Origin of the sequence: Methylovirgula sp. 4M-Z18, from assembly GCF_037890675.1 — a bacterium.
GTDB lineage: Bacteria > Pseudomonadota > Alphaproteobacteria > Rhizobiales > Beijerinckiaceae > 4M-Z18.
In genome coordinates this window covers 2,493,153-2,507,106 of the sequence record NZ_CP149574.1, presented here as the reverse complement: position 1 = coordinate 2,507,106, position 13,954 = coordinate 2,493,153, and the positions used below count along the sequence as shown (strand labels likewise).

8 protein-coding genes and 1 tRNA gene are annotated in these 13,954 nt (G+C 62.4%); 4 read left to right on the top strand and 5 right to left on the bottom strand.

Features of this window, described 5'->3' with window-relative positions:
- Positions 1 to 15: 15 nt before the first annotated feature.
- From V9T28_RS11580 to V9T28_RS11570, 3 genes are all read right to left on the bottom strand, one after another.
- Positions 16 to 1,230, bottom strand: coding sequence for an MFS transporter (locus V9T28_RS11580; RefSeq protein ID WP_116399099.1), 1,215 nt, complete (start codon positions 1,228 to 1,230; stop codon positions 16 to 18).
- 219 nt (positions 1,231 to 1,449) lie between these two features.
- The gene (locus V9T28_RS11575; RefSeq protein ID WP_116399098.1) at positions 1,450 to 2,583 is read right to left on the bottom strand and encodes a dipeptidase; all 1,134 of its coding nucleotides are present in this window, start codon (positions 2,581 to 2,583) and stop codon (positions 1,450 to 1,452) included.
- 84 nt (positions 2,584 to 2,667) lie between these two features.
- Positions 2,668 to 2,910, bottom strand: coding sequence for a hypothetical protein (locus tag V9T28_RS11570; protein ID WP_116399097.1), 243 nt, complete (start codon positions 2,908 to 2,910; stop codon positions 2,668 to 2,670).
- Positions 2,911 to 3,189: 279 nt separating this feature from the next.
- Here V9T28_RS11570 and V9T28_RS11565 point away from each other — a divergent pair, with 279 nt between their 5' ends.
- Together V9T28_RS11565 and V9T28_RS11560 are read left to right on the top strand one after the other, a co-directional pair.
- Positions 3,190 to 5,190 (top strand): acetyl-CoA carboxylase biotin carboxylase subunit, encoded by a 2,001-nt coding sequence (locus V9T28_RS11565; protein WP_116399096.1) that lies wholly within the window; start codon positions 3,190 to 3,192, stop codon positions 5,188 to 5,190.
- An 18-nt stretch (positions 5,191 to 5,208) separates the two neighbouring features.
- A complete protein-coding gene (locus V9T28_RS11560; protein WP_116399095.1) occupies positions 5,209 to 5,733 on the top strand; it encodes a gamma-glutamylcyclotransferase family protein in 525 nt (174 codons plus the stop codon).
- Between the two features lie 28 nt (positions 5,734 to 5,761).
- Here V9T28_RS11560 and lipB read toward each other — a convergent pair whose 3' ends face one another.
- Complete coding sequence (lipB, locus tag V9T28_RS11555) at positions 5,762 to 6,490, bottom strand: lipoyl(octanoyl) transferase LipB (RefSeq protein WP_116399094.1); 729 nt, start codon at positions 6,488 to 6,490, stop codon at positions 5,762 to 5,764.
- A 114-nt stretch (positions 6,491 to 6,604) separates the two neighbouring features.
- On the opposite strand from lipB, the gene V9T28_RS11550 reads away from it, so the two are divergent.
- Positions 6,605 to 6,691 (top strand) — tRNA-Leu (locus V9T28_RS11550).
- Between the two features lie 119 nt (positions 6,692 to 6,810).
- Here V9T28_RS11550 and V9T28_RS11545 read toward each other — a convergent pair.
- Entirely contained in the window at positions 6,811 to 7,224 is a 414-nt protein-coding gene (locus V9T28_RS11545; RefSeq protein ID WP_147306382.1) for a hypothetical protein, read from the bottom strand.
- 1,145 nt (positions 7,225 to 8,369) lie between these two features.
- Between V9T28_RS11545 and tig the strand changes: the two genes are divergently transcribed.
- Entirely contained in the window at positions 8,370 to 13,706 is a 5,337-nt protein-coding gene (tig, locus tag V9T28_RS11540) for a trigger factor (protein WP_116399093.1), read from the top strand.
- Positions 13,707 to 13,954 lie beyond the last annotated feature (248 nt).

The following is a 13,954-nucleotide window of genomic DNA, read 5'->3' as shown; positions in this document are numbered from 1 at the left end:
GCGTCGCCGCGCGCCTCACGTAACGGCGGTGATCACCTCGCCGCGCCGCTCCGGCGTGAAGCGGATGAAGACCGCGACGACGATCGCAACGATACCGATGACGACGGCAAGGGCGTAGGAGAACGAAGTCTGCTCCGCGAGCTTGGCCTGGTAGGGACCGTTGTAGGACGCAAGGAAATTGCCGAGCTGATAGATGAAACCGGGCAGCGTCGCGCGCACCGCGCTCGGAAAAAGCTCGTTGAGATGCGCGGGAATGACGCCCCACGCGCCTTGCACGCTGATCTGCATCACAAAAGCACCGATTGCGAGTAAGACCGGCGTTGAGCCATAGGCCCACAAGGGAATGGCGGGCAGAGCGATGAGCGCGGCGAGGGTGATCGCGTTGGCGCGCCCGATGCGTTCGGACAGTGCACCGAATACCAACCCGCCGGTAATCGCGCCCAAATTGGCGACGATCGTCAAGATGCTGACCGTATGCTGATCAAAGTCGTGCTGCTTCTGCAGGAAGGTCGCGTAAAGATCCTGGCTGCCGTGGCTGAACATATTGAACGCCATCATCAGGATGGTGGCGTAAAGCACAAGTTGCCAATGGCTGGCCAATGTCGCGAGGAACGGCGGCTTTTCGGTCTTCTGAGCCTCGATGAAGGCTGGCGATTCCGGAACGTGCTGGCGGATGAACAGAACCAGGAGAGCCGGAATGATACTGAAGAGGAAGAGGCCGCGCCAATCGATCACGTAGCCGAAGAGACTCGTATTGTAAAAAAGTCCATAAACGATCGACGCGAGAAGAAAGCCAGCCGGATAGCCGCATTGCAAAATGCCGGAGACGAGGCCGCGCGACTGCGGCGAGATCGATTCCATCGCGAGCGAAGAGCCAAGGCCCCACTCGCCGCCCATCGCGACGCCGAACAAGGCCCGCAAGACAAGAAAGACGGTCAGGCTTGGGGCGAAGGCAGCCGCCGCACCCAGGATCGAATAGCATAATATATCCAGCATCAGAATGGGCTTGCGCCCGAATCTGTCGCCCAGCCGTCCGAAGATGAAGGCGCCGACAAAGCGCGTCGCGAGGGTCAGGAAAAGCGCATAGGCGACGTCATGAATTTCGACGCCGAATGTTGCCGCAACATCCTTGAGAACGAAGGTCAGAAGAAAGAAATCGAACGCATCGAGCGCCCAGCCCAGGAAGGAGGCGAAAACGATTTTCTTCTGCTCCGTATTGAGATTCCCCATTATCATGCCTCCCCATAGCGCAATATTTTATGCCGGCGACCGTAAGCTGCGGCCTACGAAAAGGCCACTATGTCATCTCGGGATTTATAGTCGTTATGCCCTAATCAGTCCGAGGCATAGGCTGCGAGTGTCTTTGCCAACACTCTGCATGTGTCCAAACGCTTTGGCAAGCGGGGAGGGCCGGCTGTGCGGTCATATGGGATCTCTCGCAGGCCGTCCTCAGCCGGCGCTACGCGCCTCCTCCACCGCCCGGAAGACGCGGAGGAAATTGCCGCTTGCCAGCTTCTTCAAATTCGCGTCGGACCAGCCGCGCCGGATGAGTTCGGCAAAGATGTGAGGGAAGCAGCTCGCGTCCTTGAGGCCTTCGCCCTGCGGCCCGCCGAAGAAGTCGGAGCCGATGCCGATATGGTCGAAGCCGATGCGCTCGCTCAAATAATCGAGGTGGTCGCAATATTCGCTTAAGTTGCCGCGCGGCCAGGCTCCGAGTTTTTGCTCCCGCTTGGCGAATGCGTCGGCTTCGAGATCGTGCCGAGCGGCGCCATATTCGTCGCGCAGCGGCTTGCTCCAGTCGAACGATCTTTGCGAGATGAAATCGGGCACGAATGTCGCCATGACGATGCCGCCGTTCGGCGCCACGCGGTCGAGCACGTCCTCGGGCACGTTGCGGCGATGGTTGCACAAGTGCCGCGCATTGGAATGCGACCACACCACGGGCGCCTTCGACAGGTCGAGCACCTGATGCATCACCGCATCCGACACATGGGCGAGATCGATGATCATGCCGAGCCGGTTCATTTCGCCGATGACACGCTTGCCGAAATCGCTCAGGCCGTTGTGGCGCGGCGCGTCGGTGGCGCTGTCGCACCAATCGGTCGTGTGGTTGTGGCACAGGGTTATCAGCCGCACACCGAGATCGTAAAAGGCCTGCAGCGTGTCGAGCCGCCCTTCGAGCGCAGCGCCGTTCTCGATCGTGACGAAGCTCGCGATTCTATTCTGCCGTTTCGCCCTGGCAATGTCCGACGCCTTGGTGGCCGCCAGGAACACATCGTCATGCAGAGCGTTCATGGCGCGCACGAGCGCGATCTGCTGCAGCGCATAGCTCGCGGGCATCCCCTCGTCGTAAGGCACGTAGGCGGCCCAGAATTGCGCGCCGACCTGGCCGGCCGTGAGACGCGGAATGTCGGTGTCCCGGCCCGCGCGTTTGCGGTCGAGCCGATAGGTGCGCACATCGCCCTTGGCGTCGGGATCGAGCCGGATGGAATAAGGCAGATCGTTGTGGCCGTCGACCAACGGCACCGTATCGAGAAGTTCCTTCGCATGCGCCAGCGCCTGCCGCGCCCCGATCTTCGCCATGTTTCTTAAGCTCCCTCAATGAAAAAACCTCTGGCCGATGGCCAGAGGTCGAGTGAATGCTTTGTGCAGCGTTTCGCCGCGGTCTTAACCCCACCACCTGCGGCAGCGCAGACCACCAAAAGGACCGACCCAACAGCGGCGGTGCCAGTGGCGACGATAGTAGTAGCGGCGCACCACCACATAATAGGCTTTCTGGGGTGTGGCCTGTTCGGCCGAGATCGGAGCTTTCGCCAGCGGCATGGCGCTTGCTGCTGTGGGCGTCAAGGTGAGGGCCGCACCGCCAATGGCCAAGCCGACGGCCGCGGCGAGAATAGCGCGTTTCTTCATCCAACGTCTCCTAGAAATACACTAAGGTTTAAAAGGGTATACTCGAACGCCAAAGCAGACAAGAGGCCGAGGCGGCTGGTTCGCACGTCCGCGCATCGGCAAAAAGGACAATAGGCGATATATTGCGCCGCAATAAACTTCTTGCTTGGGGCCTTGCCGCGGCATTTACAAAAGCAGGTGGATGGGCCAAAACTCGGGAAATACTCAGGATAAGAGTGTTCCTTAATTTAAATTCATATCTTGCCGTCGGCCAGATATGCGTAGGGGCCGGGGTCGCGCATGTTTCAAAAAATCCTTATCGCCAATCGCGGCGAAATCGCCTGCCGCGTCATCAAGACGGCACGGAAAATGGGGATCAAGACTGTCGCCGTCTATTCCGACGCCGACCGCGACGCGCTGCATGTCGATATGGCGGATGAGGCGGTGCATCTCGGGCCCGCGCCGGCGGCAGAATCTTATCTCGTCATCGATAAGATCATCGCCGCCTGCAAGCAGACCGGCGCCGAAGCCGTGCATCCGGGCTACGGCTTTCTCTCCGAGCGCGAGGCCTTCGCCGAAGCCTTGGCGCAAAACAATATCGTCTTCATCGGCCCCAATCCGCGCGCTATCGCCGCGATGGGCGACAAGATCGAATCGAAGAAATTCGCCAATGCCGCGAAGGTCTCCACCGTTCCCGGCTTTCTCGGCGTGATCGAGGATGCCGACCATGCGGTGCGCATTGCCGACGAGATCGGTTATCCGGTGATGATCAAGGCGTCGGCGGGCGGGGGCGGCAAGGGCATGCGCATCGCCCATAGCCGCGAGGAGGTGGCGGAAGGCTTCACCCGCGCGCGCTCCGAGGCGAAATCCTCCTTCGGCGACGACCGGGTATTCATCGAAAAATTCATCGTCAATCCGCGCCATATCGAAATTCAGTTGCTCGGCGACAAGCACGGCAATGTCATCTATCTCAACGAGCGCGAATGCTCGATCCAGCGCCGCAACCAGAAGGTGATCGAAGAAGCGCCGTCGCCTCTGCTCGACGAAGCGACCCGCCGCAAGATGGGCGAGCAGGCGGTGGCGCTCGCCAAGGCGGTGAATTACGATTCGGCCGGCACGGTCGAATTCGTCGCCGGCCAGGACCGCAGCTTTTATTTCCTCGAAATGAATACGCGCCTGCAGGTGGAGCATCCGGTGACGGAGCTGATCACCGGAATCGACTTGGTGGAGCAGATGATCCGCGTCGCTTCGGGCGAGAAGCTCGCCATCCGGCAAGGTGACGTGACGATCGATGGCTGGGCAGTGGAAAGCCGTATCTACGCCGAGGACCCGACGCGCAATTTCCTCCCGTCGACCGGGCGCCTCGTGAAATACCGTCCGCCGCAGGAAGGCGTCGCCGACGGCGTGACCTTGCGCAACGACACGGGCGTTTATGAAGGCGGCGAGATCTCGATCTATTACGATCCGATGATCGCCAAATTGGTGACCCATGCGCCGACGCGCCTAGCCGCCATCGACGCGCAAGCTCGCGCGCTCGATGCTTTCGTCATCGACGGCATCCGCCACAACATTCCCTTTCTCGCGTCGCTGATGCAGCAGGAGCGTTGGCGCACGGGCGCGCTGTCGACGGGCTTCATCGCCGAGGAATATCCCAACGGCTTTTCGCCTCTGGTGGCAAGCGGCGAGACCGCGCATGCTATGGCGGCCGTTGCCGCTTCGCTCGATCATACGCTCAACGAGCGGCGCCGCCATATCAGCAGCCAATTGCCGACGCAGCATGACTTTGCGTTTGAGCGCGAACGGGTGGTGATGCTGGGCACGCAACGCTTCGATGTGACCGTGACCCGCGCGACGCGCGAATTCGTAGTCCGCGTCGGCGAGCACACGCACAAACTTGTCTCGGATTGGGTTCCCGGCGCGCCGGTCTGGCAAGGCACGTTCGATGGCGAACCGATCGCCGTCCAGGTACGCGACGTTCTCAACGGCCATCGCATCAGCCATCGCGGCGTCGAAATCGTGGCCTATGTCTTCACGCAGCGCGAGGCGGAGTTGGTCGCGTTGATGCCCGAGAAGAAGGCGGCCGACACGTCGAAAGCCTTGCTGTGCCCGATGCCAGGCCTCGTCAAATCCATCGCCGTCGCCGTCGGCCAGGAGGTTAAGGCGGGTGAGCCGCTGTGCATGGTCGAGGCGATGAAAATGGAAAACGTCCTGCGCGCCGAGCGCGACGTGACGGTGAAGAAGATCAATGCGCGGGAAGGGGATTCGCTGGCGGTCGATGCGGTGATCATGGAGTTTGCTTAACGTCAGGACCTGAATGAGATGCCGCTTTATTTCGCCTATGGCTCCAACATGGATGTCGCTGCCATGCAGGCGCGCTGTCCGTCCTCGAAGGTCTTGAGGCCGGCACGGCTGGTTCGGCATCGGTTTTTCATCATGCGGCAAGGCTACGCCTCAGTGATGCGCCATCCGCGGGGCGAGGTGCATGGGCTGCTGTGGGACCTGGCGCTTGCCGATGTGCGTCCGCTCGACCGTTATGAAGATATTGCGGGTGGCCTTTACACTAAATCGGTGCAGCCGGTTCTGACGGGCGCCGGCGCCAAGCGCGCTCTGATCTATTACGGTGCATCGCTCGAGCCTGGGCGGCCGCTGCCGGGCTATCTCGAGGGTATCATCCGCGCGGCGGAGGCGGCGCAATTACCGGCGGCTTACCTGCGCGACCTGAAACGGTTTCTGCCGCACGGCGCCCACGAGGAGGGACCGACTGCTGAGCCGGCACTCGATCCGTGTGCGCAGACCGCACGGGTGCGGCCGCGCTTTGCAACGCCCTTTGACGCGCGGGATTGACGCTTAAGCGACGCGCACCTGCGACGGGTTACTGCGCCGGCCCGAACACGCCGGCAAAGGCCGCCTTAAGGGCGGCGTCCGCGTCCGCCATGGTCGCGGGCAGGCCGAGGTCGACGAGGCTGGTGACGCCGTAATGGGCGTCCTTGATGCCGCAGGGCACGATGCCGCGAAAATGCGACAGGTCCGGCTCGACATTGAGCGAAATGCCGTGAAACGCGACCCAGTGGCGGACGCGGATGCCGATCGCGGCGATCTTGTCTTCTGCCACCGTGCCGTCGAAGCCGGGCGGCTTATCGGGCCGCCGCACCCACACGCCGACCCGGTCCTCGCGCCGTTCGCCGTGCACGTTGAACGCCGCGAGCGTGGCGATGATCCATTCCTCGAGTGCGGCCACATAGGCGCGCAGGTCCTGCCGGCGCCGCTTAAGATCGACCAGCGCATAGGCCACCCGCTGGCCGGGGCCGTGGTAGGTGAATTGCCCGCCGCGTCCGCTGTTGTAGACCGGAAAGCGACTGTCGATGAGGTCCTCGCTGCGCGCGCTCGTGCCCGCGGTGTAGAGGGGCGGGTGCTCGACGAGCCAGATTCGCTCCGGCGCCTCGCCGGCGGCAATGGCGGCCGCACGTGATTCCATTTCTGCGACCGCCGCGTCGTAGTCCGTCAGGCCCGGGGCAACGACCCATTCGACTGGCGGCGAGCCGGGGCTGGCGAGAAAGGGGCGGAAAATGCTGTCGCGGAGCGAAAGATCTGGGGAATTCATGCCGTTTTTTTTAGGGTGCGGACCGCTTCGGTGCAAAAACATTTTTTGTAGGCTTGTCATGCCCATCGCGATTTGTTAGACGACGCGCCTGCCGGTCAACCCGGCACCAAATTTGCGGCCATGGCGGAATTGGTAGACGCGCTAGCTTGAGGTGCTAGTCCTTTAACCGGGGTGGAGGTTCGAGTCCTCTTGGCCGCACCAACAACAAGATGTTGGTATTATCGCATTTTCCCTTTTGCATGCGGTATCGTTGCTCGTGGTGTCGCCCAAGAGCAGACGACGCAACCAAAGTCTTGCAGTCGCATTATTAGGCTCAGCAATTAACGCACGCTGATGACAGCCGAGTCCAGCTCTTCGCCGCCGGACGGAAACTGAACGCGGATCGTCAAGCGATCCGAACCGACAAACCCCTGAGCGGACTGATACGTTACCAGCATGCCTGGGCTGCGCCGCATGTTACACGCTGCCAGCGGACTGGAAGGCGGAAAATGGCTGTTACCGGACCCGGCGCGAATATCCAGCGTGCCGTGCGCGGGCTGTTCGACCACTGTCACGAGGGGTGTTCCGAGCGATGCGCAACGCTCGCCCAACGACGCGAAGAAACCGAGCTGGGTCGAGTGACCGGATGCGACCGACACGTTACGCGTGTTGGGTGCTGGCGACTGCTGCGGCGAGTTGCATCCCGTCAATAAAGTTAAAGAACATACCGTCGCACCGCGAAACATCATCTTCATCATATGATCCCCCAATCTTTGCGGCTCAAATATATTCCTGCGTTTCGCGGAGCTGAAATTCGGAAAGCCCTGAACCAAAATGAACCTGTCTGCATGGCTTTTGCAAGCGCCCGCGTGTGACGTCGGTTCCGCAAAGTTAGTGGAGGCGGATTGCGGAAGTCTGATGACACGATTTCATCGCGAGGGAGCACAATCTTCGTCGACCGCGCGCCAAATGTTTCCTTTTGTCGCAGGTCGCTGCCATGGCTTCGGCAAAAGCCATTTCAGTCCGGGCCGATTGGCCTAAACGTTTGTTGTGAGACCATCGTGCGAGGAGCAGGCTCAAGGAAAGCGGAACATAGGGCAGGCCGCATGCGCGGCCATCGGGCTCGGGCCCTGGATGCAGCTGCACATTGGATCGCGGTTCTCCTTATGACACACGTCGCTCCCACATCATAGGTGCGTATAATCACATGAATTAAGGCGTAAAATTGGAATCTTGCCAAACTTTTGCCGAAATTGATTGACGTCGTGTGCTATTCGTGTAATGAATGTGTTCATAATTAAAGAAGTGTTCTGAGTAATTGGCGCAACCATTCATTTTGAGGAAATGCGATGATTACAAACGACATTGACCCATAGCGACCGCTAGGGCCGCTACCCTTCCCAATCTCATGAGAATTCGACGCATCGTTGGTCTGAGCTGACCGCCGAGGGATCGAACTGGCGCGAATGCTGGTTCGAAACGGCGTCTGTTTGAAAATTATTGCTCGGTTCGTGCGTGCTGCGGATCGCGAACGGCGATTTGTGCTCCAATTCTGGCGCGTTCACGTGCGTCGCGCGGTCGAGAGCGGGTGTGTCGCTCCGGACTCGTGAAGACGAACACATCGGAAGACGTTGTCAGATGTTCGTGCGGTGGGCCTGACCTGATCGTCCATCAGCGCTTTGGCCGAAGTATCATGGTCAAGAAGATCTTCAGAAACAAAAATAACTATGAATAAACAGGGACGCAAAGGCGAGTTCATGATCGAGAAAACAGCAAGACCATGTGACTAACTTCCAGTTTTCGAGGCTTTTCAGGCCGATCATCTTACTTGGTCGTCTGGAGAGCCTCTCAGCGTTGTTACTTTGTTACTGCCACAACCGATATCAGTAGGAGAGTTTCCATGTCCAAGATAACCCGTTCTTATTTCTTTCTTTCGACGGCAACCATTGCATTGATGACGACGATTTCGGCTCAGGCAGGCAACGGCGGCTCAGGGCTGGGCGGCGCGGTCGGCGGCGCAGCGAAGGGGCTCAGCGGAGCTCTAGGCGGCACGGTCGGAGGCCTCGGCGCGGCCGTCGGCGGCACAATCGGCAGCGTTAGCTCGTCTGTTGGTGGAACTGTGGGAGGTGTTGGTGCTTCTGTGGGTGGGACTGTGGGCGGCGCATTGAGCGGCGTCGGTTCGTCCGTCGGTAGTGTCGGCTCCTCCGTCGGCGGTGCGGTGGGCAGTGTAGGCTCGTCTGCGAGCAGCGCGGCGGGCAGCGTTGGGTCGTCTGCCGGTGGCGTCGGGGGAAGCGTTGGCTCATCTGCGAGCAGCGCGGCGGGCGGCGCCGGCTCGTCCGCCGGCAGCGTTGGCGGTAGCGCCGGCTCGTCTGTCGGGAGTGCAGGGGGGAGAGTCGGCTCGCATGTGGGCAGCATCGGCTCGTCCGTTGGGAGCGTCAGTTCGTCTGTGGGCGGAGATGTTGGCTGGGGGACCGTCGACAGAACCGTTGACGGCGTTGGTAAAGTGGTACGCAGGTCGGTGCACAAGTCGGTGGCCAGCGTTGACAAGACGGTGATAGGCACCGGCAAGACGGTGCACCACGTTGCCAAGTCGCTGGTCGGCAGCACCGCCGGGCCGGTGGCACATGCCGTGAGCGGAGCGATCGGCACTGTGGGCGGCGTTGGCGGCTCGTCTGGCGGTGTGGTCGGCGGCACGGTTGGCATGCTGGGGAATACGGTGAAGGGAGCGGTCGGCAGCACTGGCAGTACGGTCGGCGGCATTGGCGGCGTTGGTGGCACACTCAGCGGTACGGTAGGTTCGTTGGCGAATGCCTTGAACGGAGCGGCCGGCGGCGCGGGCGGCATCGGTGGATTGCTCGGCGGGACCGGCGGGTCGCTTGGTGGTACGGCGGGTTCGTTGGCTAACGCGGTGAACGGAGTGATCGGCGGCGCTGGCGGAACCGGCGGGACGATCGGCGGTGCGGTAGGCAGCACGGTCGCCGCTCTGGACAATGCCGTGAATGGCGCGATCGGAGGCGCCGGTGGGACTGTTGGCACGGTCGGCAGCACGGTTGGTGTCTTGGGCAACGCGGTGAACGGAACGATTGGTAGCGTTGGTGGGACCGGCGGCATGGGCAATCCGGTTGGCGGTCTCGGCGGGACGGTTGGTTCGTTGACCAATCCTGTGAGCGGCTTGCTGGGTGGCACCGGCGGGACCGGTGGTACGGGTAACCCGATTGGCGGCCTTAGCGGGGCGATCGGCAACACGGTCGGTGCTCTGGACAATGCCGGCGACGGCTTGCTGGACGGGACCGGCGGCACGGGCAACCCGGTCGGTGGTCTTGGCGGAACGGTCGGTTCGCTAACCAATCCTGTGAGTGGCCTGCTCGGTGGCGCCGGCGGGACCGGTGGCACGGGCAATCCGATTGGCGGCCTTGGCGGGACGGTCGGTGCCTTGGACAATGCCGGCGATGGCTTGCTGGGCGGGACTGGCGGCACGGGCAACCCGGTCGGTGGTCTTGGCGGGACAGTCGGCAACACGGTCGGTGCCCTGGACAATATCGGCGACGGCCTGCTCGGCGGCACTGGTGGGACCGGCGGCACGGGCAACCTGATCGGTGGTCTCGGCGGGACGGTCGGTTCGCTGGCCAATCCTGTGAGCGGCTTGCTCGGTGGCACAGGCGGGACCGGCGGTACGGGTAATCCGATTGGCGGCCTTAGCAGGGCGATCGGCAACACGGTCGGTGCTCTGGACAACGCCGGCGATGGCTTGCTGGGCGGGACTGGCGGCACGAGTAACCCGGTTGGTGGTCTTGGCGGGACGGTCAGCAACACGGTCGGTGTTCTGGACAATATCGGCGACGGCCTGCTCGGCGGCACTAGTGGGACCGGCGGCATGGGCAATCCGGTTGGCGGTCTCGGCGGGACGGTTGGTTCGTTGACCAATCCTGTGAGCGGCTTGCTGGGTGGCACCGGCGGGACCGGCGGCACGGGTAACCCGGTTGGTGATCTTGGCGGAACGGTCGGTTCGGTAACCAATCCTGTGAGGGGCTTGCTTGGGGGCGCCCGTGGGACCGGTGGCACGGGCAATCCGATTGGCGGCCTTGGCGGGGCGATCGGCAACACGGTCGGTGCCTTGGACAATGCCGGCGACGGCTTGCTGGGCGGGACTGGCGGTACGGGCAACCCGGTCGGAGGTCTTGACGGTACGGTTGGTTCGCTGACCAATCCCGTGAGCGGTTTGCTCGGCGGCACCGGTGGGACCGGCGGCACGGGCAACCTGGTCACTGGTCTTGGCAGCACGGTTGGTTCGTTGACCAATCCTGTGAGTGGCCTGCTCGGCGGTGCCGGCGGGACCAGCGGCACCGGTAACCCGATTGGCGGCCTTGGCGGAACGGTTGGTTCGTTGACCAATCCTGTCAGCGGCTTGCTGGGTGGCGCCGGAGGCACGGGCAATCCGGTTGGTGGTCTCGGCGGGACGGTCGTTTCGCTTAGCGATGCCCTGAGCGGTTTGCTCGGCGGGACCGGCAGCGCGGGCAATCCGATTGCCGGCCTTGGTGGCACGGTTGGTTCGCTGACCAATCCTGTGAGTGGCCTGCTCGGCGGCACCGGTGGGACTGGCGGCACGGGCAACCCGGTCGGTAGTCTTGGCAGCACGGTTGGTTCGTTGACCAATCCTGTGAATGGCTTGCTGGGCGGGACTGGCGGCACGGGCAATCCAGTTGGCGGCCTCGGCGGTACGGTCGGTTCGCTGACCAACCCCGTGAGTGGCCTGCTTGGGGGCACCGGCGACTCGCTTGGTGGCCTTGGGGGCACGCTCGGTTCGTTGACCAACCCCGTGAGCGGTTTGCTCGGCGGGATCGGTAGCACGGGCAATGCGCTGGGTGGCTTGCTCGGTGGCCTCGGCACCACGGTCGGTTCGTTGACCAATCCTTTGGGCGGCTTGCTCGGCGGCGGTACCGGTGGATCGGGTGGTGGTGGGACCGGTGGCAGTGGCGGCACCGGCGGATCGGGCGGTATTGGTGGAATTATCGGCGGCTCCGGCGGCGGCACTGGTGGTTCGGGTGGTAGCAGCACCGGCGGTATCGGTGGCACACTCGACGCTACGGTTGACGCTCTTGGCAACATTGTGGACGACGCAGCCGATGGCACGCGCAGCGTCGGCGGTTCGCTCGCCCTCACAAATGGCGGATACGGTGGTTCGGGCTCCGACAACGACGGCGCGTTCGACACTTGGTTCATCCTCGTGAACAGCACGACCGGCAAGCCAATTTCCGCAACGGGCAACTGGCTGGATCGTGCGGTCAACGGCACGGTCGGCCCGCTTGCCCCAGCGGCTGGTGGTGCCTCGACGGGTGCTTCCGGCAGTGTCGGCACCGGTTCGGGCGGCCCGCTTCCCAGTGCGGTGGGCGGTGCTCTCAACGGTGCGGCCGGTGGTGTGACTGGCCCGGTGGGTGCGCTTCTTGCGTATGCAACCGGCGATGCCCCTGCGGGGACTTCCGGTAATGCCGGTGCAGGCGGCATGCTGACGGGCATGGCTGGCGGTGCTCCAACTGGTGCGTCCGGTGGCGTCGGAACTGGCGCGGGCGGGACGCCGATCGGCACGGCCGGCGGCACTCCGATTGGTGTGTCCGGCGGCGTGGGTACCGGTGCGGGTGGAACACTGACCGGTATGGCTGTTGGTACCCTAACCGGTGCGTCCGGTGGTGTCGGCACGGGGCCGAATGGTGCGCTCGCCAATGCCGTAGCCAGTGTCGGCACCGACCCGAATGGCCTGATGGCCTATGTGGCCGGGGCTCCGACTGCTCCGTCCGGCGGCGTCGGGACTAGCACGGGCAGCGCACCGACCAACACGGCGAGCAACGCCCTGAACCGTGCGGTCGGCGGTGCGACCGGTCCGAATGGTGCGCTTGCCAACACAGCTGGCGGGACTCCAATTGCTGCTCCTGGGAGCGTTGGTGTCGGCACGCCGGTCGCGCTTGCCAATACCCCCAGCAACGTGGCTGGCAGCGCGCTCAACAGTGGAGCCGGCCATGCCGGCACAGACCCTAACAGCCTGATGGACTACGCGGCCGGCGATATGGGGGGCGCAGACTCGACGGATGCGGCCGGTGGTGCTGGCCCCGGCAAGGGCGTCACGATTGCCAATGCGGCAGGCGTTAAGGCGGCCGATGCTCCCTACTCCCCGCCTGGCAGCGCCAGTGCGGTCCAGGGTGGGCTGAGCAACGGAATCCTTCCGGTGATCCCGACCAAGGATTTCGCCAACATCAAGGTGACGCGTTCGGTCTATAAAGTTCCGGACTCCGAAGTCGACGAGCAGGTCAAGCGTGTTGCGGAAGCGACCCGTGCGTACCAGCTCAAGGACGGCAAGGCGGCTGACGGCGACCGCATCACCATCGACTATGTCGGCAAGGTCGCCAGCAACAGCGTCACCAACCAGCCGCTGGTCATCGGCTCCAAGAATTCCGTTCCGGGGTTCGGGGATCAGTTGGTCGGCGCCAAGGCGGGTGAAGTGCGGCAGGTCACGGTGACCTTCCCTCAGAACTACAAGGACGCGTATCTCGCGGGCAAGAAAGCGACCTTCGACGTTACCGTCAAGGAAGTGGACAAGCCCGGCAAGTTGGAGATCAACGACGAGATGGCCAAGAAACTGGGCCTGGACTCGCTCACCAGCCTGCGCACGGTGGTCCGTGGCCAGATCGAGAACCAGTTCGATGCGATGTCGCGCCAGACAATGAAGCGGCAACTCCTCGAACAGCTCGATGCGTCGTATCAATTCGAGCTTCCCTCGAAGCTGGTGACGGCCGAGTTCAACAATATCTGGGCGCAGGCCAACGTTGATCTTAAGGCAGAAGGCCGCACCTTCGCCGATGAGGGTATGACCGAGACGCAAGCGCGTGCCGACTATATGCGCCTTGCCGAGCGCCGTACGCGCATCGGACTGATCCTTGTCGAGATCGGCAAGGAGGAGGGCATTTCGGTTTCGGATCAGGACCTGCAAAGCGTCCTGCTGGACCAGATGCGCCCCCTCTCGCCCGCTCAGCGGCAACAGGTACTGGTGTTCTACCGGTCACATCCCGAAGCGCTGAACACGCTGCGCGCACAGGTGTTCGAAGCGAAGGTGGTTGACCATCTGCTCAGCCAAGTTTCCGTCACCGACAAGAAGGTGAGCAAGGAAGAACTGACGGCTGAGTATCAGCAGCCTGAAATCATCAATCAGGTGAAGCCGACCAAGGACGTGGCCGCGCAGGGGCACTGAATGATATGGTTGATTCAGAAGTTCACTTAAGGTGAACCACACGAAACGATAGGACTTTCGAAGAGGATGGGGTTCAAATCCCATCCTCTTCGCGTTTGTGGGGCCAGAAGCGATCGGCATCGTCCTAAAGCGCCTTCGCTTGCGAATAGCTGCCATGCAATCGATCGTTCAGGCTTCGGTAAGCCCGAAAAAGGCGAGCATTTTTAAGGGTTTCCAGACTGCTGTCAGAAACGCGAGAATCTTAAATT

What these genes read in the sequence shown, in the direction of transcription:
- V9T28_RS11575 (WP_116399098.1), bottom strand. Translation starts at nt 2,583, where the DNA reads ATGGCGAAGATCGGGGCGCGGCAGGCGCTGGCGCATGCGAAGGAACTT.
- tig (WP_116399093.1), top strand. Translation starts at nt 8,370, where the DNA reads ATGTCCAAGATAACCCGTTCTTATTTCTTTCTTTCGACGGCAACCATT.
- V9T28_RS11580 (WP_116399099.1), bottom strand. Translation starts at nt 1,230, where the DNA reads ATGGGGAATCTCAATACGGAGCAGAAGAAAATCGTTTTCGCCTCCTTC.
- V9T28_RS11560 (WP_116399095.1), top strand. Translation starts at nt 5,209, where the DNA reads ATGCCGCTTTATTTCGCCTATGGCTCCAACATGGATGTCGCTGCCATG.
- V9T28_RS11545 (WP_147306382.1), bottom strand. Translation starts at nt 7,224, where the DNA reads ATGAAGATGATGTTTCGCGGTGCGACGGTATGTTCTTTAACTTTATTG.
- V9T28_RS11565 (WP_116399096.1), top strand. Translation starts at nt 3,190, where the DNA reads ATGTTTCAAAAAATCCTTATCGCCAATCGCGGCGAAATCGCCTGCCGC.
- V9T28_RS11570 (WP_116399097.1), bottom strand. Translation starts at nt 2,910, where the DNA reads ATGAAGAAACGCGCTATTCTCGCCGCGGCCGTCGGCTTGGCCATTGGC.
- lipB (WP_116399094.1), bottom strand. Translation starts at nt 6,490, where the DNA reads ATGAATTCCCCAGATCTTTCGCTCCGCGACAGCATTTTCCGCCCCTTT.